Source organism: Nostoc parmelioides FACHB-3921, from assembly GCF_014696625.1.
Lineage (GTDB): Bacteria > Cyanobacteriota > Cyanobacteriia > Cyanobacteriales > Nostocaceae > Trichormus > Trichormus parmelioides.
Genome location: NZ_JACJQL010000064.1, coordinates 1 through 22467 on the forward strand (window position 1 = coordinate 1; position 22467 = coordinate 22467).

Here is a 22467-nt window from a genome sequence, read left to right on the forward strand (position 1 = left end):
TGGAAAAATAAATTTTCTACTTTCACTATTTTTGCGAAGTATAAAATGGATATCTGCTTCGTGAAGCATAATGTGAGCTAAAAGCTCATTTTTTCATTCAAGTCACACCCAGCGTCAAACTAGACGACAAGGTATTGGTTCTGGGAGAACGAGCAACCAAGCAGAAGAACCCCCAGACAGCAGCAGAGAGAGGAAAGCAACTACCAGAATTTGTCAAACCCTTCACTCTGGCAGGCTTGCGCTCAGACTTTGAGGGTACTGTCAGATTCTTAGTCCCAGAACGAAATCAATGGGATGAAGACACCATCCGTCAAACCTTGATTGCAGATCATCAAGTGACGGTCAACGGCAGGAGCTACAAACACCGCATCAAAAACGTTGAATTTTATCTAGAAACAGATGTGGCTGTGGTCAACGGCTACAAAACAGGCAAGCTGGAACCAGAAGGCGATACACTCGCCATTGATATCGGCGGAGGAACCACAAACTACGTTGTTATGACAAACGGTGGTGAAGTTCTCACCCGTCGTTCAATCCCCAAAGTTGGCGGAGTCTCCTTGGCTAACGACATCATCAACTCCGACCTAATGCAGAGTCACGCCAAGCGCGATAACGTTGCCTTTAAGGTCGCCAAGATGATGGATGCCATCGCTGACGGTTCCTTAACTTATGGGCGGAAATATGATTTTAGTTCCGTCTTTCCTGGGCTGTTAGAAAACTGGTTTAACGGGCTGATGGACGGCATTACAACAGCCGCTAATGATTACTTAGCCGATGTCACCAACATTATGCTGATTGGTGGATGTGCAAATTTGGTACGCCAAAAATTAAGCGCCAAACCAGGGTTTTATATTCCCGTGAATCCACAGTTATCAAATATTCAAGCATTGTTAGCTATGTGATGAAATGCAAGTACGTTTAGCGCCCTCTGTGGCGGCGAAAGTTGAGGGAATCAGACAGTCACTCGAATATTTAAAGTTGAGTGATACCGTAAATCTGCTGTTGGATGCAATCAGACATAAATGGGACTTGAAAATATCTTCTTTGTCACAGATTGAGACAAAAGAAACGAGAGTGAGACTAGATAAACGCCATCATGACTGGTTGTCACAATATGGTTCAGAAAGAGGGATAAATATAGCCTCTGCTACGAATTTATTAATTTCTGAATACTTGGCAGGCAATGTAAGTAGTTTTCAAACACCTCTAACAAATTCTGTAAACCAACAGCCACAAAATCAGATAGAAATTGCACCAATTGAACAAATACAACCAATTGAGAAGCCAAAAGGACAGGCATTGATGAGGAGTCTAAAGTTATGAGTCAAAAGCGCATTGTTTTGGATCAGAAGTATTTACCCAAGGCAGAAGAAATCATCACACAGACAGGAATCAGCACTTACTCGCAGTTATTTACCATCCTGTTGGTTAACTACGGCGACACCCTTGTTAAGTCTTTAAGAGGCAGTCATGAATAACTTAAATAGAGTCTATGACAGCACTATCTTGAGCAGTAAAAAAGTCTATCAAATAGACAGAACACTGTATCGTTACCTCTACAAAACCGGAACAATCCAAGCACCACAATTTATTTTTCGACCACTAGCAGGACAACGGAAGAAAGCGGATTTGAAACTGAATCACAAAGGTTTAACTAATCGTTGTTATGAGGTGGAAGGTGCAACTACAAAGAGTTCTTTCATCAGTCAAGAATCACTGCAATTAGCACTGTTTTGAAGGAGCAAGAATTGTGAGAATTAGACAAGCAATAGGAGCTACTTTATTTCTACTTAGCTGTGTTGGTTTTGGTTATCTTTCTACTCAAAAATTTGGTGCAACGACCACAGCAATGATAGGCACAGGAATGTTCAGCATAGGAGCAATAGCCCACTTAAAACAAAAACCAGTACCACGTAAACGCACTAACAAATCTGTTAACTAATAGGCATAATTATGAGCCAATCATTAACTAGCCTAATTCAAGAGGCACAGCAAACAATTCTACAGATTCGCAACCATCCCGATTACAAGCAAATTGCACTCAACTATAGTCCTGACTTGACGTTAGGAGATGCAACAACAGCATTGACTTACTTGCAGTGGGAAGTTGAGGAGAGAACAACTATTGATGTAGCAAAGCTTGAAGCATTTTCTAGTTAGGGGAGAGCGATTGCTTGACTGGACACCGAGCAATCGCCCTCAAGTTGCACAAGTACAACAAAAGGATCTTAGCAAGATGGACAGCAAATATTATCTCTGTGAGGCAGAGAACGCAGACGAGGGAGTAAACAAGGTTACACCCTACGAAAAACCAGAAGACGCATTAGCCGCCGCATCTAATAGCACCGCCAAAGTGCATTTCATCAGCACAGTTAACCCTTTGGCTGTTGATGAGGAGGAAGAAGAATAATGAACCGGACAGTAAAACTCAAGCTGGATGCACCTGTCACTTACGCGGCGATCGCTTCTGTGTCTGGTATCACCCAAGAAACTATATTCAATGCTCTGGACGGAGATCCAACGGCGGCGGCAACTGTGGCAGACTTCCGCATCAAGCAACAACAACGGGCAGACAATGCAAAGGCTGTATTTACCAACCTTACCCAAGGGTTACAGTCAACCGAAACATTGATGTCAGAGGAAGCACAGTTTTTAACCAATGCAGGGCAGAGCGTCAACCGAATGACTGATAGCTGGGCGAAAGTCAGAAACAGTGACGCAAAACTAGGTTATCAACTGCAACAAAAAGTTATTAGCAGTGACAATCAATTGGGACAAGAACAGTTTCGGCATGGGCGTACACTCAATCTACTTAACGAATCTCACCGCGCCGAACTGCGAGGGATTGACATTGACGCGACTAAGGCGAAAACTCAACTCTGGCAGAAGGTTCACGCTAAGAAAGAGGAACTAACACCAGCAGACAAAGCCAAAGAAACCCTGCGCGATATCCACTCCCACGGCTCTAACGCACTGCGAGGGGTGAAAGGGTTCTTTAGACGGTTGATTGACTAGCAGTAAGACCCCTGGCGCTGTTTGTGTCAGGGGTAAAACTATTTTGAGTGTTCCTTATGTTAACCAAAAACCAGAACCCTACACCAATTTATTTTGATGCAGAGATTGTAGACGAGCGTACACAGCATATTGAGGGTGAACAGTACGACAGCGAACTGGTTCAAGAGCAGATCACTGAAACTGACGGCGGTGTAACTGTACTTCGGGGCATTGGTCAGGGTGCAGTGTTGGCAGGCTTTCAAGTTGCGTCAACTCAATCTCTCTACCTTGCCGGATGTGTGGGACTGTTCCCGGCAGTTGTGGCAGGCTTACCCGTTGGGCTTTCTGTGGCTGGGGCTTTGTGCTACTTGCGTTTTGAAAACAGTTTCATTCCCTCAATTACCAACCGTCAAAAGTTTGGCCTTGGGGTGACTCGTACCTTAATGCTGGCTGCTAGTTCGTGGAAGTTAACCGCCGATGCCCAACAGATGAACTCTATAGCCCGTAACAGTTTTTCGGGTGTTACCCAACAGGTAAAGCAGTATGAGGGCATCCAACAACCGCAGCAAGACCATTTCCCCTTGATTCTCAGCTTTACCGCAGTAATAGCCATGATTTTCGCTTTATATTGCCGTAAGAGATGACTATGGATACCAAACCATCTGACCTAAATCAACGTTCGTACAATTTACCATCGCGTCTAAATCTCCTCATGATGGCATCGGTATTAGGCGCGGTGACTTGTGCCATTGCTGCCCACGTTGGCGACGGCATTGCAAAGAAAGAATTGTGCTTTTACCCTGAGTCTGCAAGGGTATATGATGCGCCAATCCAGGCCGACGGTGAGACAGAGCGTTTATTGTTGGGTAACAAGTATTGTCGGTATGAGCAGCGATCGCAAATCCCAGATCCTTACCTGAAGGCTAACCAGTACCGCACAAGTAACCCGAACTATAACCCTTGGGCATTTCTCCAGCACGATAGTCTGTACGTGTTTCGCTCACTGCCGGCTGACAACCCCTTGAAAATTCACCTGGGCATCGGTGCAATGGTATTCGGGGGAATAGCACTGTGGGCCACCGGTAAGGCAAGGGATTATTTAAGTGATATTAGACCCCACTACCGCGCTACTAAACAATTTGAGGGGGTCAAGGCTAACTACTCTGTCAAATTGGGTGAACAGATCCTATCCATGTCTGGCAACGAATTACTGAAATGCTTGCGTGGTATCAAAATCGCTGAAGCTAGACAGCAGTTTATCGCCACCATCACCCCACAGCAAGTAACAGCCCTACTTACGGCGATGTCGGCAGAGGACTATCACGAGTTTGGGCATCTGTTAGACGGTGGGGCCAGCTTCGATAAGTTTGAGCCTCCGACAACACCCGCCGGGCAATTACCGCACGGCACGCCAGGGACTGTAACCGAACTTTCACAGCAGCCAGTTATCGCCAACGGTGACGCTGATAAAATCGCATGGGTTCAAAACCTCATCAAACAAACTGCCCTCATCTGGGGTAACCAGGGCGGCGGAAAATCTTGGTTAGCCCGTTATGTCGTTAAAAAGAAAAAACAGGCAGGCTATCGAGTTGTTGTCCTTGACCCCGACAGCAACTCTTCTGAATGGCGAGGGATTGAAAGTTATCACGGATGGGACGAGATAGAACAGCAGATCCGCAATTACGTTAAAGAATTGGAATCAAGGTTAAAAACTTTCAATGATTCTTCTATGAGTGAGGAGCAATGGCGACAAAAACTTTGGGCAGAGGGTAAAGCAACTGCCCTAATTTGTGAGGAAGCAACCACCTACGCTGACTTTATAAAAGATGCGGAATTATTGGAGAAATTCGGCAAGTTAGCACTTACTAAAAGTCGCAAACAGGAGATGCCTTTAACTGTGGTTGCTCACAACAATACCCAGACTTGTTTATTTGGGATTAAGGGCTTACATAATCTCGTTTCTAAAATGCTCCAAGTTGAATGTTTGGCTGAAGTTGACCCAGTTACACTACAGCCAAAATCTACAGGTCTAGCCAAGGTAAAACTCGACAGTTCTAACGAGTGGCTTGATGTTATTCTGCCCAAAATGACAGCCAAAATCTCTGATTTTAGTGACACAGTAACACCAGCATCTAACTCAATTTCACCCATAGATAAAGCCACTTTAGAACGCATTTATGAACTGGAATTTAATATCGGTGGCAAGAGTGGTGATACCCCAGACGAAAAAAATAAACTATCACCTATGGCGCAAAAGTTGTATGAATATCTCACCAGAACTGAGCGAATAGAAGCTGATGTAAGAGAGTTCAAAGGCAATTTTAAAGTGAACGGTGAGAGATTCACTGTTGAGCAAATCAAGGGCTGGATGTATGAAATTGTCGGCGCATCTTTAGCAGACTGGATAGGCGAGGGTGTTATCAAGCTTAATCAAATTTGACTGCTCTCTGTGTCTGGTGTCTGCCCTTAAAATACCCCTTTTTTAGCGGACATAGGACACCAGACACCACTAGACACTAAACCCCCAAACCCTTATATAGCTCAGACACCAGCAGACACCACACCAGACACCGCCCAGACACCAAGTGTCTAGTACGTGTCCGCTAGACACCAATAATAAATACCTGAATAAATAGCCATTTATTATTTGAATATTATCAACATCATGCTGAGAATAGTAATTGTTGAACCAGAAACATTCACGCTCTTAGGCATCAAAGGTGCTATTGCACAATCTCCTGATATAGAAGTTACAGGGTCAGCTAGTTGTGGCAAGATAGGTTTTCAGTTAATTGAACAAGTAAATCCTGATGTTGTGTTAGTCGATTTACTATTACCCGACATGAGTGGTTTAGAACTTACTCGTTCAATTAAAAGAAATACTAATAGTAAAGTGGTGATTTTTACTAATGAGACTCATTCAGACTTTATTAACTCGGCTTTCCGTCATGGGGCTGATTCTTATATGCTCAAGAGTGCTGATGTAGAATTGATTGAACTAGCCATCAAGAGAGCTTACTTTGATGAATGTCTACTTGACCCAAAGCTGGCTAAAAAACTGTTAGAAAGGCTTTATCAAAATACATATATTGACCCCAACTTCGTTGATAAAAACTTGATAGATCCGCCTACCGAGCGACAAATACAAGTCCTGCGTTTACTGGCTCAGGGTTTAGTTTTTGAACAGATTGCCAAAGAAATGTTTCTCTCTGTTAGTACAGTCAAATGCTATGCCAGTGACTTGTACAGTAAATGGCACGTCAAGAACCGTTATGAGGCTATTAAAAGAGGGGCGATGCTTGGTTACATTGACTATAACTTGATTGTGAATGAATGATGTATTGGTGGGGAGAGGGAAGGCATTAAGTCGGGGATTGAAGCATAAAAACTGGCTGTAACAAAAGAGAATCGCTTTAAAGCGTTGTAATTACGGAATTTCTCGTGGTATATATGTATCCAAAAACAAAATTGGATGCTCCACCCAACCATGCCACAGGACTTTTCTGGTCAAAATCTTCGTGGGCGCTCCTTCAAAGGTCAAAACCTTGAGGGGGCAAATTTTAGTTATGCAGATATTCGTAGTACAGATTTTACAGGGGCGAATCTAAAGAATGCACACTTTAGCAAGGCAGATATCCGAGGAGCAAAATTTATAAACGCTATCTTGATAGGAGCCGACTTTAGTGATGCAACAGCTGGACAAAAAAAGTATTGGGTAATTTTCGTAATAATTGTTTCTTTCTTACTCTTTTGGTTGTCAGGATTTAGCTATAGTTTAGTTGGACAATTAGTAGCACTAAACTTTAGAATTGACTTCTTGGAAAATACAGCTTTTAATTGGCTTGCTATACTTATAATAATTCCCTTTTTTATTATAACAACTCGTCAAATTGTAATTCTAATTTTAGGAATTATTTTTATTATTGCTGCGCCATTAGGCATTGTTAAAATACTACAGTCCTTTAATATTACCAATCCAGCTCTTGATGTCTTTGTTGGAGTTATTGTCGCGGTCATTGCTTTTCTTTGTGTAGTAGAAATAATTATAGTAATCATGCAAATTCCAATAATTAATACTTACATAGGATGGCATACTTGGCTAATAAACAAAAAAAATAATTTGGTACAAGATCGGATATACTCATTTGCTATTGCCTTTGCTACTACAGGAGGTACAAGCTTCCGCTTCGCTAATTTAACAGATGCTAAATTTATAAGAGCTAAACTTAAAGCTACAGATTTTCGAGATGCTACACTAACGCAAACAGATTTTTTTCATGCTAAGATGCTCTACTATATTCGCCCAGGAAAAACTTACCTTCAAAACATAAAGCTTTGTGAAGTCCTAGTTACTAGATTGGGAAAAGGGAAAAAGTTTGACCATCAATATTTACGAGAGGTAAATTTCCAAAAAGCTGATTTGAAAGATGCCAGTTTTATTGGTACAGATTTGAGCGGGGCCAACTTACAAGATGCAGATTTATCCAGGGCGAAATTAGTACAGACACAACTTAATGGAACTGATTTAACAGGGGCTACTCTCACCGGGGCATACATTCAAGATTGGGGCATTACCACTGACACAAAATTTGATGGGGTGCGGTGTGAATACGTTTATATGCGACTGCCCACCAAAGAGAACCCTGACCCCCTCCGCAAGCCAGATAACAACAAAGAAGTGTTTGCAGATGGGGAGTTTGGCGATTTCATTAAACCAATTTTCGACACCCTAGACCTCTACCACAACCAAGGTGTTGACCCCAGAGCGATCGCAATTTCCTTTAAGCAATTAGCAGAGAATCACCCGGAAGCTGACCTGCGAATTGTCGGTATGGAAGTGCGAGGTGAAGATAAGTTGTTGCTTCGTGCTAAGACCGCAGCTACGGCAGATAAGTCCCAACTAAGTGCAGAATATGTTGCTACTTATAACGAGATAAAAGGCTTGCCAGAGCGAGAAATAAAATTACTTTTAGCAGAAAAAGATAATCAAATCCGCAGATTAGAGAATATGGTAATGACGGCACTTGAGCGTCCTAGTTTTTATTCAAACACCCAAATAGAAAAGGTAAATACAATGACTAATAATCCTGGTGGAATTTCTCAAAATGTAAGTGGTGGTAATGTGTATGGTGGGATGCAAGCTTCCCAGGGTAATAATAACGTGCAAACATCAACCACTTATTCTTCATCAGAACAAAAACAAAACCTTGCAGAAGCCGCAACAGAAATTCAGGCATTGCTAGAGCAATTAAGCCAGTCTTATCCTACCAATACCAACTCTGAAAAAATGGTATTTGCAATAGAAGCCAAGAAACACGTCGAAAATAACCCAACTTTAATGAAGAAAATAATTAGTGCTTTAGAGGCAGGTAGTACGGCTGCTCTAGAACAACTTCTTAGTCATCCCGCAGCAAGTTTTGTAATTGGAGCCTTCGAGGATTTCAAAAATAACTCCAAGTAAATATTAACCTCAATAGAAAACACCAAACGAGTTTAGAAGAGTCTTTGCTGCGTTTGGTGTGAAAAATATTTTATTTATTACTATCAAATTTTTACTATGAATCAGCCGAAGTCTCCTGATGATAATCAAGCATCTTCCCCTGAACCTGGGATAAGACAGGAGTCTAATAATTCAACGTTCGGTGCTGGACAGCAGGCTGCAATAGGTACAGGTAATATCCAAAATCAGGGAAACAATAACTGGTTAGGTAATACCTTGAATTTTTTCTTTGGCCAGCAGACAACAACACCAGTAGGCAACCCTGCTCGACCAAAGAATGAACGGATACTATTAGCAGCAGTCAAAGAAGAAGTTACAGCACGGTTAAGGCAATCTTTGCACAATGCCGTGCTGATTAATTTAGGTAAGGAATCACAATCGCAGCAGGTAAAACGCCCTTGGGATGCAGAGATAAAAATTGGCTTAAAGCCTGCTGAACCTCTCTCAGATACCACAACAATTTTGGAAATTTTTGACTTCCAAGAAAATGCAGGTAAACTGTTAATTTTAGGTGCGCCAGGGGCAGGTAAGACCACGACACAATTAGAACTGGCTCAACTTTTAGTTAGCCGTGCAGAAGAACAGCCTGATTATCCCGTTCCTGTTTTATTCAACTTATCTTCTTGGAAAGATGACCGACAATCTATAGCTGATTGGTTGGTGGCAGAACTCAAATCCAAGTATGGTGTTCCAAAAAAGCTTGGTCAAGAGTTGGTAAATAACCAACAATTCCTGCCACTGCTTGATGGTTTAGATGAACTTGAACCACAACGCCAAGAACTTTGTGTCCAAGTAATTAATCAGTTTATAGCTGGCGAGAATAGACCGCTTTATCTAGTTGTTTGTAGTCGGAATGAAGAATATAATAACTACTCTACTCAATTACAACTTAACGGTGCTATCTACTTACAGCCTTTAACTAACAATCAAATTTGTGATTATCTAACGTCTATAAATTATATAGAACTGTGGTCAACCATAAGTAGCGACATAGATTTACTAGAGTTAGTTAAAACTCCCTTACTACTCAGCATTACTGTTTTAGCGTCTCAAGAAATATCTGTTGAAGAATGGCAGCGTTTGAACTCTACAGAAAACCGTCTTCAATACTTGTTAGATGCTTATGTAGGGCGGATGTTGACACGAACTTTGAACAGTAGAGCATATTTAAAAATCAAACCTCCTCATGCCAGACAAACCCGAATGTGGCTTACTTGGTTAGCTCAACAAATGCAGCAAGAATCTAAAACTGAGTTTTTAATTGAAGAAATACAGCCTTATTGGTTAGAAAATACTATTCTCAAAAAAAAATATAAATTACTTTTGTCTCTAATTAGTGGATTATTTTTTGCGAGAAGTGTAACTCCATTGTTTGGTTTTTTTGAAATATTTTATGCCTTATTAATTGGATTTTTATTTTGCGGTTTTTTGTCTATTTTAGTTTCAGAGTCAATCGTTATTAGAGAAGATATTTATGTTCAAAAAAATCTGATAAATATTTTGATAAATTTGTTATTTTTTTGGATATTTGTAAGCATTTTCGGAGTATATTGGGCGCTTTCTGTCGGATTTATTATTGCTTTTTTTGGAAAGGAAACTAAAACAGTAGAAATAAATAAAAAAAGTCCAAATCAAGGTATTAAGAGTTCTGCTATAAATGCTGTTACTATAACTCTACTTATTGGATTAATGGGCAGTACTGGTCTAACAATTGTATTTCTTCTGCTTGGTATTTATCCTTTTACAAATCTACTTGATGCAGTCCTCTTTTTAATTGTTACGATTGGAGGATATTTGAGTATAGGAGTACCTTTTGGAATTATGTTCGGCGGTTTTGCTTGTATTCAACACTTCACCCTCCGCCTCATCCTCTACCGCAACGGCTACATCCCTTGGAACTACGCCCGCTTCCTCGACTACTCCACCGAGCGATTATTCCTCCAACGTGTTGGTGGACGCTACCGCTTCATCCACAAACTACTGCAAGACCACTTCGCGCAAATGGAGTTCAGGCGGGATTAGGAAGATACAACCAACTTACGCAGGGGAAATCATAGTCAATTCCTTGTGGAAACGAGGGAGATCGCACTCTTGGCAGGCGGTTACGCCATCGCCTGACTTGTGCCAACTCTGATATCAACTCTGATATCAATGCCCCACCAGAGTAAGCGATTGCTTCGGGAGCAGCTAACCCAAAGTTAGTGCTAAAAATCAGCAATCAAGTCGCCACTACAAGGAGTAACCCCCAAGCCTTATATAGAGAAAGTATAGATATTTGCCAAACTTATGAATGGGTGTGAAAAGTCGGTTTTGATGGGTGCGAATGATAAGCGTGACTTAACTGAGGTAATTTTCGGGGTGGTTATTCACGAGATAATCAGGGTTTGGGACGATGAGAACTGTTGGTATTTAACCGTATAATACGAACAGTTGTGAATAGTCAAAATGCTGGTACGTCGTAAGAATAAGGATTACAGGTCACGGGAATATCTTACAGTACGGGAGGTAAACAGCATACTACGAGCTGCAAAAGTTTATGGACGGTACAAGGTGAGGAACTATGCCCTGGTACTGTTAATATTTCGCCACGGGCTGCGGGTGTCGGAGGCTTGCGATTTGCGATGGGATGCGATTTCGTTTTTAGATGAAGAGATTTTTATCACCCGTAAAAAAGGGAGTGATAGCGGGGTTCATCCGTTGCCTGTGGATGAGATAGAGGCATTGAAAGAATTAAAAGAATTAGAAATTGGTGGCAATTATGTTTTTATTGGGGAACGGGGAGAGAGGTTAACATCGGCGGCGGTACAAAGATTGCTGACTAGGTTGGGGGAAGTCGCAGAATTAAATATTAAAATCCATCCGCACCAGTTACGCCATGCTTGCGGTTACTACCTTGTCAATGAAGGTCATAGTACAAGGTTTATCCAAGAGTTTTTGGGGCATCGGGACATCCGCCACACCGAAAAATATACCAAAGTAAATTCCAAACGCTTTTCTGGGATTAAGTGGAACACAATTGATGAGTAATGAACTGATAATCGCGTCGAATACCTTTGTGCGGTTGGGCATTGAGGGGGTTAGTACTCACAGCTTCAGGAGGACGGCGTTAACCAGGATGAGCGATGCGGGGATACCGTTGCGCCACATTCAGGAGATATCGATTTAAAACACGCTCAATTGAAATACTCATTATTTTCCTCTATTGTATTGTTAGTCCGTTAAATTTCCGGATTAATTACATTCTCTAAGCGATTAATTTCCTCCTTTGCCTCTCTGAGTAAATCATCCCAGTCATTGGGAGGATGTCCACTATCTAACATCTTCTGAAAAACTCGATAAGCATCTGTATTACTGTTATATGCCCGCTTAGAATTTTCATCATTAACCCAAGCGAAAACAATAATTTTACTCTCTTGGTGATATCTAAAAAATAGACGATATTGCTGAAAGAATTTAGCCCTAAACCAGTGTTTATAATCATCACCCAGCGTATTTCCTTGACGGTATTCGCTACGGGTTGGGTCTTGAGGGATAACATCAAATGCTAATTTTACTATAGCTGCTAGACGCTTTGTAGCATTTTTCTTTTTATAATCTTGAGGATATTTCTGACGCAAAGATTCAACCTGGATAAAAAGTTCCTCAAGCTGATTAAGAAATAGAGAATGGGCAAATATATTCCATCCATTAATCACTAATGGCTGATTTGTAGAAGAACTAATTTCAGACAAACCTACTCATCCTCATCTAAAAGTGGTTCATCAATATGAAAATCAACATCAGCAACTAAGGACTGAATACGACTGACTAAATCAGAATTGATTGCTTTTAAATGTTGAGGATTTTTCTGAATATCTTCGGCGATAAAACGGAGAAACTGCTCAATAATTGGGTCATTTTCTGTTTGTTCAGCACGAGAAATCACTACCTGACCATCAGGTTGAATGGTGTAGCAGATTTTATCACGCTTATTCAAACCAAGAGCCTTACGAATAGGTTCCGGAACAGTAGTTTGATAACGATCGGTAAGAGTAGATTCTGAACATAGGACTGGTTTTATAGCCATTGTCACTTTTAAATCTGTTGATTCAACTCCATCCTTAAGGTAATGCGATTGCATTGTCTTGTCAAGATGGAAATCAATTAACTTTAAGGGGGGGTAAATGAGCAATCGAACAGAAACTTACGCGCTTGGAATTGATGAGCCGCTTTCAATACTGTAATCGCCAACGGATGTAATTACTTTCGCCAAAGGATCTGTAATTAAAGCTGTGAATCCCAAAACAGCAATTCCCCCCAGCATCCCTGCTGGCCCACACAGGAAGGCTAAAGCTGCGGTGATAGCAGCAACACCTGTAAAACCTGTAGTTGCCATTGTTACCACCAAGATGATAATAGGTAATCCCACAGCCGCGACTTTTTTGACGACTTCATCCATATCCTGTCAGCTTAAGATAAGGTTCATTCTGAAGTCTTTTTTAACACTTCTAGCGCATAAACTTGAGGAATTAAAATTTACCGAGTTGAAAAATGCCTTTTGTAAGGTACAATCCGCCATCATAACTGAATGAGACTGCAATGATTATTACTATCGCATCGTTTAAAGGGGGTGTAGGAAAATCTACCACAGCGATTCATCTCGCCGCCTACCTTGCTACCAAAGGTAAAACTGTACTAGCTGATGGTGATCTTAATCGCTCTGTATTACATTGGTTTGAGCGTGGTAAAAGTCCTTTCAATGTTTACGATCATAGCGAAATAGAGCAAGCTGATGATTTTGAACATCTTGTTATTGATACTCCCGCCCGCCCTGCTAGTGATGAGTTGAAGGCATTAGCCAAATCTAGTGATTTACTGATAATTCCCACCCATCCCAGCACTTTCGCTTTAGAAGCGTTGATTGAAACTGTGGGAGAACTAAATGAATTACCACCAGGACGTTTTAAAGTTCTACTGACTTGTGTTCCTCCTTCCCCCAGCCGTGACGGACACAAAGCCAAAGAAAGCCTTGAAAAATTTGGCTTACCCTTGTTTAAAACTTGGATCAGAAGAATGGCAGTTTACCTGAAAGCTGAAAATTTTGGAGTTCCAGTTTATATGGTAAAAGATGCTCGTGCTTCCGATGCCTGGAGCGATTATGAGGCAGTGGGCAAGGAAATTATCTCATGACCAATTTCGATAAAATTCTGGAAGTCGCTCAAAAACGACAAGGGCAATCTCAAACACTAAAGCTTCAAGACTCTACAGTTTCACTGGAACAGATTAAAGACCGTGAGCAGGATACCCGACCTTTAAATCCAAAGCACGTTGAATCTTTGGCAGAGTCAATTGCTGTTTTGGGACTGATAGAGCCATTGGTAATAGACAATCAATTTAGGTTACTAGCTGGAGGGCATCGGTTAGCCGCAATTCGATTGTTAAAGGAACAGCAGGTAGACAAGTATCTTTATCAGTTCCCAGACAATCGTATTCCTATCAGGATGTTGCCTTTTGATGCGGAGTCTGACCCAGATTTGGCATTACAGGTAGAGATAGCAGAGAACGAGCAACGTAGGGACTATACACCAAATGAAGTGAGAGCTTTATCCGACCGTCTCCGCACTGCTGGATTTATTGACGTAAAGGGAAGACCCAAGAAAGGACAAAAGCCTTTAATGCCTGCCCTAGCAGTTGTAGTGGGTAAAAATCTTCGTACCGTACAAAGGTATCTTGAAGCTAACCAAAATACTGATCCTGAAAAAAGTACGACATCTGTCGTACTTTTAAAGCAAGCGTCAACTAAGCTGAAACAGTGGCAGAAGATTGAGCCAAAAACACCCCAAGAGAAAGCTTTAGCCGAGCGTTTGCCAGAAATCATGAACTTGATTGAGAATGTTTTGAATAACGAGCAATCAAAAGATAAACCTGAACTCAAAGCAAAATACTAACCCTGAGAAAAGTACGACATCTGTCGTACTTTTAAGGTAATTATTAAATGAACTAAATCAGTAACAACAAATTCATCTGGAAACAGGTTAGCCAAAATAGATGGCTGATGGAGAAACTATGTTAACGGGTACTGGCATCCACGGTTGAATAAAGCTGGGTAAATTCTCCACAAAATGATCGGGGATATGACAATAAACTTTTCTAACTCCGACTTCGCTAATTTTTACACCAATATTCGTAAATCTCTCCCAATCATCGACCATTTCAGAGTAAGTATTACTGCCATCCCCAAAATGTTCTTTAAACACATGACAGGGAAACGAAGTAGTGTAATATTTAGCTGCACTACACCGTTTACTAGAATCTACTTCCTCTTCTTCACTATCCAAATCTATGTACTCATAATACTTTTTTAAAGACGTACTCTTGTCAAGCTTGAGGTTGGTTTTCAGGTATGGTATTAACCCATTGATTTGCTTGACTAAACCACCAAATTCTAAAACACAACCAAGCATCGTGCCACTAAAACAGTACAGTCCGGTGTCACTACCAAACTTGTGTTTTAGCTCTCCTGGCGTTAATCCCCCATTACGGTTGGTAACTTGTTTTAAACTGACCGTTCTTAGAGAGAGCCATTCTCGAATAATTGCTTTTAATCGGCTGTCAGCTAATTGGTAGGAAACTCCAGTGTCTGAAAGTATATGGCAGCCAGACCCCGCGTATAGCATTTACTATATACCCCAAATTTGAATTTTATCTGCTGCTACTAGAGCTAAATCTTAGCCACGGCTACAAAATGTGAATCAAATTACTGATCTTGAATCTTTTATACATTTTAAAAGAACAGACATGAATAAGAAAAAATAAAGAAGGGATGATTTCTCAATCCTATACACACTAATAAATTTGGAGAAAATCGATGTCAATTTATGTAGGTAACCTCTCTTATGAAGTTACAGAAAACGATCTTAAGGGTGTTTTTGCTGAATATGGTACTGTAAAGCGGGTTCAAGTACCACAAGACCGCGAAACAGGTCGTCCGAGAGGTTTCGCTTTCGTAGAAATGGGAACAGATGCAGAAGAAGATGCTGCCATTGAAGGTCTTGATGGTGCTGAATGGATGGGTCGTGACCTCAAAGTTAACAAAGCCAAGCCCAAAGAAGACAGAGGTTCGTCTGGTGGCGGACGGGGGGGATATGGCGGCGGCGGTGGACGCGGACGCTACTAAGTTTAAATGAATGGGACAGGGTGATTGACAGTTTTTTATCTACTGTTTTCTGGAATTGGTACTCTAGCTTTTGTAGTCAACTTCAGAAAAGCTACTTATAAATAACGCATATAACTTGCCCTGGGGGAATATAACCCCAACGAAAGCCCAGCCTTTATGACTGGGTTTTTAAGTGCGAGAGCGATCGCCACCCTTGAGCAGATAGAAAAATGCTTTCAAAAAGTCGAAAGTAAGAAACGTCTTGACTTAATTTCTTAGTTTGATGGTTACAGCCTGCGTATATCAATGCTTCTGGTCGCCAAAGTGTCGCACCTTTGTTGCGCTGTCGCATCTGTCAACAGTAGACATTATACGTTCTAACCAAAGTGAAATGATGTACCGTAAGCTTATTTACGCCTGATGTGAATTAGAAACGACTTTTATTCCATAAGGATTTTGAGATTCGGCCAAAACGATTGTTTTGGAACCAAATACGAAATTACAAGGATTTCAAGCCTTAATTCACATTAAACGTTATTTATAATTTTCTATCTTAAAAGATATTGTTTTAAATAATTTGTCGATAAGAGGCTGTCTCTAAAGAAATGTAAAGAGAGCGAAGTCAGACAGTCGCTACAAATGAAAATTAATTTTGCAGCAATAGGGTAGTGAATTTGTCTTACTTAGCCTGGATTTTAAGTATTGCCTAAAGGTTGGATTGTCGAACGTACATTTGCATGGTGGAATCAATACCATCGCCTTAGCAAGGATTATGAACTTTTACCAAAAATGAGCGAATCTATAATTTACACAGTCATGATTCGTTTAATACAGAAACGACTGGCAAAGTCTTATTCAATTACTTCACAATCATTTACAAACAGGCTCTAATGCTTTTGTAGGTTTGCGGACTAATTGGAGAGTGGAAAATCAGAAATTTTTATATGTGCCAGATACAAAAACTGTCCTTTATCAGTATTCACACGGATTTTTTTTAAAGTATTATCCTAACCATACATATACAATATAAAGACAGCAAAATTTAGTCCGGCTTATTGGACTTCAGTAATACACTACTGAAAAAGTGATTGACTAGCCCTGGTTTATACAAAAAATTAGGGAATCATATTTTGCTAGCCTATTTTTTGCATATATGTTATGTAGCGATAGAAGCAAAAAATATGCTTTGGTGTCGAAAGCTTATGGTAATGATGGAGTTTTCGGTCTAGCTTAACTTTGGCTAGTTTTAGAAAGCGTTGAACAACCTTAGAACGTTAAAGGTGAAAACATGAAAAGCATGAATTTACATCGCTTGAGATTGCCGTTTTTGTTAAAAATACTTCTTATTTCTACGATTGCTACTCTAGTAATTGCAATTAACGAGATTTTATTAGAGCAAGCTTTGCTGAACTCATTTGGAATATATAAAATATGGAACACAGTGAACGAAGATTCATTAGGTTCTTATTTAATGCCTCTGACTATTGCTTTGGGAGAGGGTGCGTTGGCTATCTATATAGGTGAGCGGCAACCATTAAGAACTGTATTCCATACTTCCAGTTTATGGATATTAGTTATATGTTTGCATTTAGGTATTTTTGTAAAAATTATACTTGGGATCGATCCATTACTTATTGATTATTCTAACCCAATTACACCTATTGGCATTGTAATTGGTGTGTTCTTAATGGGAGAAAAATACTGGGCAAGACGTTGGTAATAGTAAAAAATGGTGCCAATTAAAAAGGAGTTAAATATGTATTCCCTACGTCAGCGTTTGACAGCTATTTTTCTTATAGCGCTAATTTTTGCAACGGTATTTATTCCAAAAAAATCCCTTTCTATTCCCCCGTTTGTTTCAGGAAGCTTTTTTGCTTCTGCTTTAAATTCGATGTTTGCAAGAGGTATTGGTGGACTAGAATCTAATATTGCAAGCAGTCTTGTACTTAAGCCAGCAGATTTGTCTTATAAAGATAGAACGCTTTATGCCAATATTAAAGATAAAAAAATTCCTATTACAGTTAGTCCGAACATACTGCGAGAAGCAATTCATTTAGTGCAGCAAACTAAAAAGCGGAGTTTTCAGGTATCTCAAGACCAGCTTGCTGGCAATGATGGGATTCTTTATACAGATGAGGATTTAAAGAATACAGAAATCGGACAAGTATTTTTACGTGCAGATAGTGAGTTTGCTTCGATGGTCTGGGGAAATGAAAAGTTGCAACCAAAAGACTCTGAATCCAAGCAACCAAACTATGTGGCTAGCCAGTTACTTAAAGATAGAAATTCTCCCTATAATAGGCTGTTAAAAAATTGGGCGCTTCCTCCTTTAAGCTGGCCACAAATAACTTTATCCTTTAATCCAAACCCTGATGCAGTATCTGGCTTAGTAGATTTGGAATATAAGCCACAGGTAACATTTCTTTCACCTTATGGTCATCCCGTTGAAGCAACATCAAAAGACCAAAAGCTTGGTGAAATTCCTTATGAACAGTTAATTCAAGATGTTAAAGCTCGTCCCGATGAATATCGAAAGGTATTACCTCTTGTAAATCAAGCTGCATCTATAACTGCAACAATGGGCCTTGTTGCCACAGCTTGCTCAGAAGTAGAATCTTGCAAACACTTGCAACAGCAAAGCTGGATGTCTAACCTACAGCCAAAAAAGCTTATAAATTACTCTAGACCAAGAGATTTTCTGGGGATAATGTCCGAAACTAAGAGCATGGAGCTATTAAAATACCAGTGGTTAGAGCGTAGTCTTGAAACTTTTGAGTCAGAAAATAACCCATGGGATGCTCCCTATAATGCTGTGCTACAAGGTATACAGCATAAAAATGTTGCGGAATCCATTGAAAAAACCAGAGAAATGCTTACAGCTTTAGACCGAAATGAGATAGGAAATAAAGGAGATATAGACATATTCTTAAGTCAAAAACATGATGAGTTGAATAGAGAAATTGAAAAATCTGCCTTTTCCGTTGCAAATAAGGCACATAAATTAGCAGCAGAACACTTCAAAAATTACCAAAAAGTTCCTAAAGAATCTTCTATTTTACAAGCAGCTTTAGCTGTTGTTGATGCTTGGAATGGAGAGTTGTATGTAGCTGAAGAAGACCTAAAAAATGCTATTCAATACTCTTCTCATCGCCCTAGAGAAGCCTCCGAGGCTATAAAACTAGGTCATGCTGTAGCTTCAATTATGCAGAGTAATAATCAAGAAGAATTCAAGATGAAAGGAAAGTGGATTGATTTCCGCATGAATTATTTACAGCGTAAGGCACTGAGAGAATCATATAACTTGGCCGATAACTACCTCAGAAGTTGTGAAACAAATAAACCAGAGCAATTAGGATGTAGCCATGATAAGTTGTTGCTGAATTGGGAAGCCTATACAATGCGTGCTGGCTTATTTGAAGAAGATGTAAAAGGTAAAGATATCCCTTGGTTATATGGACGATTTGCATATCTTATAGGAGTTAAGTTGCTTAATGATAATAATAAGCAACCAGGAAAAGCAAAAGACCGTCTAAGATTTTTATCTTCTTACGCAAATAGGGCAAACTCATGGCATAGCTGGAAGCTACATAGATTGGAAAATGACTTGAGAAGAAGGTTACAAGAAACAGTATCTTAGTAAGTGAAGCGAATCTTCAATACTTTCTAAGTTACTCCAATAATTTTAGTAGAGATGTTAATAACATCTCTACTAATTTAGTATTTATATAGGCAGATGTTTAAACTAAGACTATAAATTAGTATTTTGAATGATATATTAATACAAAGCTATAGATTCGTATTATTCCATTCTATAACGTAAATCTTCAATGCGTTGAAAAGCATAAATTACAAAAGGATGGTTATTACCTAGACAGTTTTGAAGTATTTCTAAAGATTGTTGGAATAAGTGTCTAGCTCTATTGTATTCGTATTGAGCTACGTAAAGTTCACCTAAATTCCATAATCCATGAGCAACAACTGGATGTGTTTCTCCTAACAAACGTTGGTTTAGTGCCAATGCTCGAAAAAATAAACTTTCTGCTTCACTGTATCGATACATTTGTGTATAAAGATAGGCAAGATTGTTTAAGCTTTCTGCAATATCAGGATGTTCTGTATTTAAAGTATTTCTTCTAATATCAAAAGCTTTCTGTAAAAGTCGTTCAGCTTTTTTTGTGTAACTATAATATCGCCAAGAGTAGTTTGCGAGTCCTGCATATAAAGTACCTAAATGGTTTAGACTTTGAGCTACAATAGGATGATTTTCGCTTAAATGAAATTTTCTAATTTTTAAAGATTTACGAAAAAGATTTCTAGCTTCTAAATAAGTTTCATCTATTTGTCTATAAAAACTTAAATTGTATCTTTCTTCATCATTAACCTTATTCTGCTGAGAGTAAAGCAATGCCAAATTATTCATAATTGAGGCTACATCAAGATGATTATTTCCCAAGCGATTGATAGTTAAATTTAAAGCTTGCTGATAATATATTTTTGCATCATCATAATGACCTAAATCTTTATATACATCAGCTAGACTATTTAGACTAGAAGCTACCTCTAAACTATCTTCTCCAAAGCGTTCTCTTGCATTTGATAGATAATCTTGATAACACAACGCTGCTTCTTTATATAAACCTTGGGCTGTATAAAATCTGCCTATACCTACAAAAAGTAAACAAAAATCATCATCATTTAAAAAAGCATTATTTATTAGTAGTTTTCTGTTTTTCACGATTTCTGCTACATGTGGTATAGCAGAAGCTATCGCTTGAATATCATGCTGAGTAGGTGACCCAGAAAATTGTTTAACAACTGCTATCATTGCCTGACAAAATGAATCCTGAAGTTCATTTACATGTTCTGGCTGCACTAATTTTAACTTTTTCAATTTTTCTTGAAAAAATTCTCGAATAAGTTGATGTAGATGATAGGTTTGATCCCCTTGTAGAAAATGGAAATCTTCTAGGTTTACCCTGGCATCTCCCAAATCTTCGGTATCTTGCCACGTATTCACGCTTTCCACAAGTAACCAAGGAATAGGAGCCAAAGCAAATAAACTTAGTAAACAACCTAACTGCTTGGCTTCGTTAGTTAACTTGTCCCAACTCAATTCAAAGGCAGCCGCAACTCCCCATTCAATATTAAGCGTAAAAGTAGGGTCATTATCATCTTTGTCCAGGGATTTGTGTCTTAAACCTTTTAGCTCTAGCCGTTCTAGCATTTTTTCTAGAGACAGCTTTTGTTTCTTAACGTATCGTCCAACCAATTGCAGTGCTAAGGGTAAATTTCCTAACCTTTGACAGAGCTTTTTAACATTCGCTAGCTCTTGTAAAATTTTTTCTTTTCCGATCCAATGCTCTAACAAATCAAGTGCGGCTTTTTCTTCTAATACGTCAAGGGTCAATGGCTGGGTAAATTCTGCTATCTGTAGCCTCGTTGTGATTAACACCTTAAATCGAGATGATTGGGGTGGCAAATATGGCTTCACCTCCTTCCAATCGTTGACATCATCAAGTACCAGTAGTACGTCTCCTTTTTGCCAGTGTAGCCAGCAGTAAGACAATTGATACTTTAAGTCGGGAACATCTGGCGGCTGCAAGCCTAACTGTGTTCTTGCAAACGCCACAATCTGAGTCCCTACCTTAATATCTCGCCCTTGCAACCAACAAATACCTCCAAGATAAGTGTTTTGATGCCAATGGTAATGGGCATATTGCAATGCTAATTCCGTTTTCCCAACACCTCCCATACCAGCGATCGCACAGATAGTAACTTGGTTTTTCGTCTGTAATTGTTGATGTAAGATTTCTAATTCTTTCTCCCGACCAACAAATTTTGTAATGCTAATAAGGGGCAGATTTTGGGGGATGCCAACAGGCGTGGGCTTCTGTTCTTGGATGAAAGTATTTAGTACGTCTTTGAGTGTATCTTTATCGACGTGATAGTGAATCCCAACTTGTGCAGTTCCACCCTCTACCAGAGTTTGAAAGCTTTTAGCATTATCTTGATTGATCTGAATCATATGGCTTGCTGCACTCGCAAGTTGAGAATTCTCTGATACAAAAGCTCTCAAATAAGCGACAAGCTGCTTTGAATTTGCTTGCGGCTCATCTTTTAGCTTTTTAGCTACCTCGGTAAGTAGCAATTCCAATTGTTCAGCAAAGTCAGCCATTATAAATTACTGGACTCAGGGGGTAGACTATTGACCGTGGAAATGATTCTCACCAATGTAAGCAGTTCCACCCTCAACTTTAGTTTGCCAACCTCTAGCATTATCAGAGTTGTACTGGGTCATGTGACTGTTGTCTTGAAGCTTACCTGCGTTGATTTCTTGAGCAAGGGCTTGTACTTCAGCAGCAAACTGCTTATCCTCAAACATCGCGTATTGTAGATAGGCTGCTACCTTTTCTAATTCTGCCTTGTTGCCACCTTCAACAGCAGTTAAGGCTTGTTCAACGTTTGGATTCCCCCGCAACTTCTCCCAAATCTTTTTCCGTAACTCATCCATCTTAACGAGCGCTACTTCTGTGAATTTCTCAATCGTTTTCTCAAAAGCTTTTGTGAAAGCGAGAGTGGCGATCAAACCAGCAGTGAGTGGCTCCATATACTACCTCGGAAGCGTGGCATCATATTTTACTATTACCACATGGTTTCTGTTCTAGATTTCGCAATTAATGAAATAAATCTTGAGTTAGCTGATTGTTTAGGCTAATAATTCATGCTTGATTACACAATAGGGCTACTTCGTGGAATCAATGGCGAAAATTATTGATTTTACGTTGTTAGGATTTCGTTGAATCTGCAATTAAAAATACTTCTACCTCTGCAATGAGGT

The 22467-nt window shown here is 39.8% G+C and carries 27 protein-coding genes and 2 pseudogenes; 21 read left to right on the forward strand and 8 right to left on the reverse strand.

Annotation, left to right across the window (positions count from 1 at the left end):
- The first annotated feature begins 134 nt into the window (after positions 1 to 134).
- The 13 genes from H6G14_RS26480 to H6G14_RS26540 all read left to right on the forward strand — a co-directional run bounded on the left by H6G14_RS26480 (position 135) and on the right by H6G14_RS26540 (position 10516).
- Positions 135 to 902: an acetate and sugar kinases/Hsc70/actin family protein gene (locus H6G14_RS26480; RefSeq protein ID WP_242053715.1), complete on the forward strand. Its 768-nt coding sequence runs from the start codon at positions 135 to 137 to the stop codon at positions 900 to 902.
- A 4-nt stretch (positions 903 to 906) separates the two neighbouring features.
- Positions 907 to 1323 carry a hypothetical protein gene (locus tag H6G14_RS26485; RefSeq protein ID WP_190571136.1) on the forward strand — a complete coding sequence of 139 codons (417 nt, stop codon included), beginning with the start codon at positions 907 to 909 and terminating at the stop codon, positions 1321 to 1323.
- Positions 1320 to 1478: a hypothetical protein gene (locus H6G14_RS26490; RefSeq protein WP_190571138.1), complete on the forward strand. Its 159-nt coding sequence runs from the start codon at positions 1320 to 1322 to the stop codon at positions 1476 to 1478. The genes H6G14_RS26485 and H6G14_RS26490 overlap by 4 nt, the downstream gene beginning before the upstream one ends.
- On the forward strand, positions 1471 to 1737 hold the full coding sequence (locus tag H6G14_RS26495; RefSeq protein ID WP_190571140.1) for a hypothetical protein: 267 nt from the start codon (positions 1471 to 1473) through the stop codon (positions 1735 to 1737). Before H6G14_RS26490 ends, H6G14_RS26495 begins: the two co-directional genes overlap by 8 nt.
- Positions 1738 to 1750: 13 nt before the next feature.
- A complete protein-coding gene (locus tag H6G14_RS26500) occupies positions 1751 to 1942 on the forward strand; it encodes a hypothetical protein (protein ID WP_190571142.1) in 192 nt (63 codons plus the stop codon).
- Positions 1943 to 1953: 11 nt separating this feature from the next.
- On the forward strand, positions 1954 to 2160 hold the full coding sequence (locus H6G14_RS26505; protein ID WP_190571144.1) for a hypothetical protein: 207 nt from the start codon (positions 1954 to 1956) through the stop codon (positions 2158 to 2160).
- A 76-nt stretch (positions 2161 to 2236) separates the two neighbouring features.
- The gene (locus H6G14_RS26510) at positions 2237 to 2410 is read left to right on the forward strand and encodes a hypothetical protein (RefSeq protein ID WP_190571146.1); all 174 of its coding nucleotides are present in this window, start codon (positions 2237 to 2239) and stop codon (positions 2408 to 2410) included.
- Entirely contained in the window at positions 2410 to 3015 is a 606-nt protein-coding gene (locus H6G14_RS26515; RefSeq protein ID WP_190571148.1) for a hypothetical protein, read from the forward strand. The genes H6G14_RS26510 and H6G14_RS26515 overlap by 1 nt, the downstream gene beginning before the upstream one ends.
- Positions 3016 to 3071: 56 nt before the next feature.
- The gene (locus H6G14_RS26520; RefSeq protein ID WP_190571150.1) at positions 3072 to 3638 is read left to right on the forward strand and encodes a hypothetical protein; all 567 of its coding nucleotides are present in this window, start codon (positions 3072 to 3074) and stop codon (positions 3636 to 3638) included.
- A 2-nt stretch (positions 3639 to 3640) separates the two neighbouring features.
- Entirely contained in the window at positions 3641 to 5434 is a 1794-nt protein-coding gene (locus tag H6G14_RS33735) for an ATP-binding protein (protein ID WP_242053716.1), read from the forward strand.
- A gap of 225 nt (positions 5435 to 5659) precedes the next feature.
- The gene (locus H6G14_RS26530) at positions 5660 to 6331 is read left to right on the forward strand and encodes a response regulator (RefSeq protein WP_190571152.1); all 672 of its coding nucleotides are present in this window, start codon (positions 5660 to 5662) and stop codon (positions 6329 to 6331) included.
- A gap of 150 nt (positions 6332 to 6481) precedes the next feature.
- Positions 6482 to 8455 carry a pentapeptide repeat-containing protein gene (locus tag H6G14_RS26535; RefSeq protein WP_190571155.1) on the forward strand — a complete coding sequence of 658 codons (1974 nt, stop codon included), beginning with the start codon at positions 6482 to 6484 and terminating at the stop codon, positions 8453 to 8455.
- 96 nt (positions 8456 to 8551) lie between these two features.
- The gene (locus H6G14_RS26540) at positions 8552 to 10516 is read left to right on the forward strand and encodes an NACHT domain-containing protein (RefSeq protein WP_190571156.1); all 1965 of its coding nucleotides are present in this window, start codon (positions 8552 to 8554) and stop codon (positions 10514 to 10516) included.
- Here the strand turns inward: H6G14_RS26540 and H6G14_RS26545 are convergent.
- Positions 10503 to 10712 carry a hypothetical protein gene (locus H6G14_RS26545; RefSeq protein WP_190571158.1) on the reverse strand — a complete coding sequence of 70 codons (210 nt, stop codon included), beginning with the start codon at positions 10710 to 10712 and terminating at the stop codon, positions 10503 to 10505. The genes H6G14_RS26540 and H6G14_RS26545 overlap by 14 nt on opposite strands.
- A gap of 227 nt (positions 10713 to 10939) precedes the next feature.
- Here H6G14_RS26545 and H6G14_RS26550 point away from each other — a divergent pair, with 227 nt between their 5' ends.
- Complete coding sequence (locus H6G14_RS26550) at positions 10940 to 11521, forward strand: tyrosine-type recombinase/integrase (RefSeq protein ID WP_190571161.1); 582 nt, start codon at positions 10940 to 10942, stop codon at positions 11519 to 11521.
- 31 nt (positions 11522 to 11552) lie between these two features.
- Positions 11553 to 11654 (forward strand): annotated as a pseudogene (locus tag H6G14_RS33740) (site-specific integrase); the annotation flags it as partial.
- A gap of 58 nt (positions 11655 to 11712) precedes the next feature.
- On the opposite strand, the gene H6G14_RS26555 reads toward H6G14_RS33740, so the two are convergent.
- From H6G14_RS26555 to H6G14_RS26565, 3 genes are all read right to left on the reverse strand, one after another.
- Positions 11713 to 12225, reverse strand: a complete 513-nt coding sequence (locus H6G14_RS26555; RefSeq protein WP_199326299.1) for a type II toxin-antitoxin system YhaV family toxin — start codon at positions 12223 to 12225, stop codon at positions 11713 to 11715.
- 2 nt (positions 12226 to 12227) lie between these two features.
- Positions 12228 to 12560: a type II toxin-antitoxin system PrlF family antitoxin gene (locus H6G14_RS26560; RefSeq protein WP_190571163.1), complete on the reverse strand. Its 333-nt coding sequence runs from the start codon at positions 12558 to 12560 to the stop codon at positions 12228 to 12230.
- A 117-nt stretch (positions 12561 to 12677) separates the two neighbouring features.
- Positions 12678 to 12932, reverse strand: coding sequence for a hypothetical protein (locus tag H6G14_RS26565; RefSeq protein ID WP_242053717.1), 255 nt, complete (start codon positions 12930 to 12932; stop codon positions 12678 to 12680).
- Positions 12933 to 13072: 140 nt separating this feature from the next.
- Here H6G14_RS26565 and H6G14_RS26570 point away from each other — a divergent pair, with 140 nt between their 5' ends.
- Both H6G14_RS26570 and H6G14_RS26575 read left to right on the forward strand, forming a co-directional pair.
- On the forward strand, positions 13073 to 13663 hold the full coding sequence (locus H6G14_RS26570) for a ParA family protein (protein ID WP_190571165.1): 591 nt from the start codon (positions 13073 to 13075) through the stop codon (positions 13661 to 13663).
- A complete protein-coding gene (locus H6G14_RS26575) occupies positions 13660 to 14421 on the forward strand; it encodes a ParB/RepB/Spo0J family partition protein (RefSeq protein ID WP_190571167.1) in 762 nt (253 codons plus the stop codon). The genes H6G14_RS26570 and H6G14_RS26575 overlap by 4 nt, the downstream gene beginning before the upstream one ends.
- Before the next feature lie 87 nt (positions 14422 to 14508).
- Here H6G14_RS26575 and H6G14_RS26580 read toward each other — a convergent pair whose 3' ends face one another.
- Positions 14509 to 15150: a hypothetical protein gene (locus H6G14_RS26580; protein WP_190571169.1), complete on the reverse strand. Its 642-nt coding sequence runs from the start codon at positions 15148 to 15150 to the stop codon at positions 14509 to 14511.
- A 191-nt stretch (positions 15151 to 15341) separates the two neighbouring features.
- On the opposite strand from H6G14_RS26580, the gene H6G14_RS26585 reads away from it, so the two are divergent.
- The gene (locus tag H6G14_RS26585; protein ID WP_190571171.1) at positions 15342 to 15650 is read left to right on the forward strand and encodes an RNA recognition motif domain-containing protein; all 309 of its coding nucleotides are present in this window, start codon (positions 15342 to 15344) and stop codon (positions 15648 to 15650) included.
- A gap of 154 nt (positions 15651 to 15804) precedes the next feature.
- On the opposite strand, the gene H6G14_RS26590 is transcribed toward H6G14_RS26585, so the two are convergent.
- Entirely contained in the window at positions 15805 to 15981 is a 177-nt protein-coding gene (locus H6G14_RS26590) for a hypothetical protein (protein WP_190571173.1), read from the reverse strand.
- Positions 15982 to 16328: 347 nt separating this feature from the next.
- On the opposite strand from H6G14_RS26590, the pseudogene H6G14_RS26595 reads away from it, so the two are divergent.
- From H6G14_RS26595 to H6G14_RS26605, 3 genes and pseudogenes are all read left to right on the forward strand, one after another.
- A pseudogene (locus tag H6G14_RS26595) lies at positions 16329 to 16520 on the forward strand (transposase); the annotation flags it as partial.
- Positions 16521 to 16917: 397 nt separating this feature from the next.
- Positions 16918 to 17349 (forward strand): hypothetical protein, encoded by a 432-nt coding sequence (locus H6G14_RS26600; RefSeq protein ID WP_190571178.1) that lies wholly within the window; start codon positions 16918 to 16920, stop codon positions 17347 to 17349.
- A gap of 9 nt (positions 17350 to 17358) precedes the next feature.
- On the forward strand, positions 17359 to 19266 hold the full coding sequence (locus H6G14_RS26605; RefSeq protein WP_190571180.1) for a hypothetical protein: 1908 nt from the start codon (positions 17359 to 17361) through the stop codon (positions 19264 to 19266).
- 162 nt (positions 19267 to 19428) lie between these two features.
- Here H6G14_RS26605 and H6G14_RS26610 read toward each other — a convergent pair whose 3' ends face one another.
- Positions 19429 to 21804 (reverse strand): tetratricopeptide repeat protein, encoded by a 2376-nt coding sequence (locus H6G14_RS26610; RefSeq protein WP_190571183.1) that lies wholly within the window; start codon positions 21802 to 21804, stop codon positions 19429 to 19431.
- A 27-nt stretch (positions 21805 to 21831) separates the two neighbouring features.
- Positions 21832 to 22236, reverse strand: a complete 405-nt coding sequence (locus tag H6G14_RS26615; RefSeq protein WP_190571185.1) for a hypothetical protein — start codon at positions 22234 to 22236, stop codon at positions 21832 to 21834.
- Positions 22237 to 22467 lie beyond the last annotated feature (231 nt).

What these genes read in the sequence shown, in the direction of transcription:
- H6G14_RS26485 (WP_190571136.1), top strand. Translation starts at nt 907, where the DNA reads ATGCAAGTACGTTTAGCGCCCTCTGTGGCGGCGAAAGTTGAGGGAATC.
- H6G14_RS26490 (WP_190571138.1), top strand. Translation starts at nt 1,320, where the DNA reads ATGAGTCAAAAGCGCATTGTTTTGGATCAGAAGTATTTACCCAAGGCA.
- H6G14_RS26495 (WP_190571140.1), top strand. Translation starts at nt 1,471, where the DNA reads ATGAATAACTTAAATAGAGTCTATGACAGCACTATCTTGAGCAGTAAA.
- H6G14_RS26505 (WP_190571144.1), top strand. Translation starts at nt 1,954, where the DNA reads ATGAGCCAATCATTAACTAGCCTAATTCAAGAGGCACAGCAAACAATT.
- H6G14_RS26510 (WP_190571146.1), top strand. Translation starts at nt 2,237, where the DNA reads ATGGACAGCAAATATTATCTCTGTGAGGCAGAGAACGCAGACGAGGGA.
- H6G14_RS26515 (WP_190571148.1), top strand. Translation starts at nt 2,410, where the DNA reads ATGAACCGGACAGTAAAACTCAAGCTGGATGCACCTGTCACTTACGCG.
- H6G14_RS26520 (WP_190571150.1), top strand. Translation starts at nt 3,072, where the DNA reads ATGTTAACCAAAAACCAGAACCCTACACCAATTTATTTTGATGCAGAG.
- H6G14_RS33735 (WP_242053716.1), top strand. Translation starts at nt 3,641, where the DNA reads ATGGATACCAAACCATCTGACCTAAATCAACGTTCGTACAATTTACCA.
- H6G14_RS26530 (WP_190571152.1), top strand. Translation starts at nt 5,660, where the DNA reads ATGCTGAGAATAGTAATTGTTGAACCAGAAACATTCACGCTCTTAGGC.
- H6G14_RS26535 (WP_190571155.1), top strand. Translation starts at nt 6,482, where the DNA reads ATGCCACAGGACTTTTCTGGTCAAAATCTTCGTGGGCGCTCCTTCAAA.
- H6G14_RS26540 (WP_190571156.1), top strand. Translation starts at nt 8,552, where the DNA reads ATGAATCAGCCGAAGTCTCCTGATGATAATCAAGCATCTTCCCCTGAA.
- H6G14_RS26550 (WP_190571161.1), top strand. Translation starts at nt 10,940, where the DNA reads ATGCTGGTACGTCGTAAGAATAAGGATTACAGGTCACGGGAATATCTT.
- H6G14_RS26560 (WP_190571163.1), bottom strand. Translation starts at nt 12,560, where the DNA reads ATGGCTATAAAACCAGTCCTATGTTCAGAATCTACTCTTACCGATCGT.
- H6G14_RS26565 (WP_242053717.1), bottom strand. Translation starts at nt 12,932, where the DNA reads ATGGATGAAGTCGTCAAAAAAGTCGCGGCTGTGGGATTACCTATTATC.
- H6G14_RS26570 (WP_190571165.1), top strand. Translation starts at nt 13,073, where the DNA reads ATGATTATTACTATCGCATCGTTTAAAGGGGGTGTAGGAAAATCTACC.
- H6G14_RS26575 (WP_190571167.1), top strand. Translation starts at nt 13,660, where the DNA reads ATGACCAATTTCGATAAAATTCTGGAAGTCGCTCAAAAACGACAAGGG.
- H6G14_RS26580 (WP_190571169.1), bottom strand. Translation starts at nt 15,150, where the DNA reads ATGCTATACGCGGGGTCTGGCTGCCATATACTTTCAGACACTGGAGTT.
- H6G14_RS26585 (WP_190571171.1), top strand. Translation starts at nt 15,342, where the DNA reads ATGTCAATTTATGTAGGTAACCTCTCTTATGAAGTTACAGAAAACGAT.
- H6G14_RS26590 (WP_190571173.1), bottom strand. Translation starts at nt 15,981, where the DNA reads ATGCGACAGCGCAACAAAGGTGCGACACTTTGGCGACCAGAAGCATTG.
- H6G14_RS26600 (WP_190571178.1), top strand. Translation starts at nt 16,918, where the DNA reads ATGAAAAGCATGAATTTACATCGCTTGAGATTGCCGTTTTTGTTAAAA.
- H6G14_RS26605 (WP_190571180.1), top strand. Translation starts at nt 17,359, where the DNA reads ATGGTGCCAATTAAAAAGGAGTTAAATATGTATTCCCTACGTCAGCGT.
- H6G14_RS26610 (WP_190571183.1), bottom strand. Translation starts at nt 21,804, where the DNA reads ATGGCTGACTTTGCTGAACAATTGGAATTGCTACTTACCGAGGTAGCT.
- H6G14_RS26615 (WP_190571185.1), bottom strand. Translation starts at nt 22,236, where the DNA reads ATGGAGCCACTCACTGCTGGTTTGATCGCCACTCTCGCTTTCACAAAA.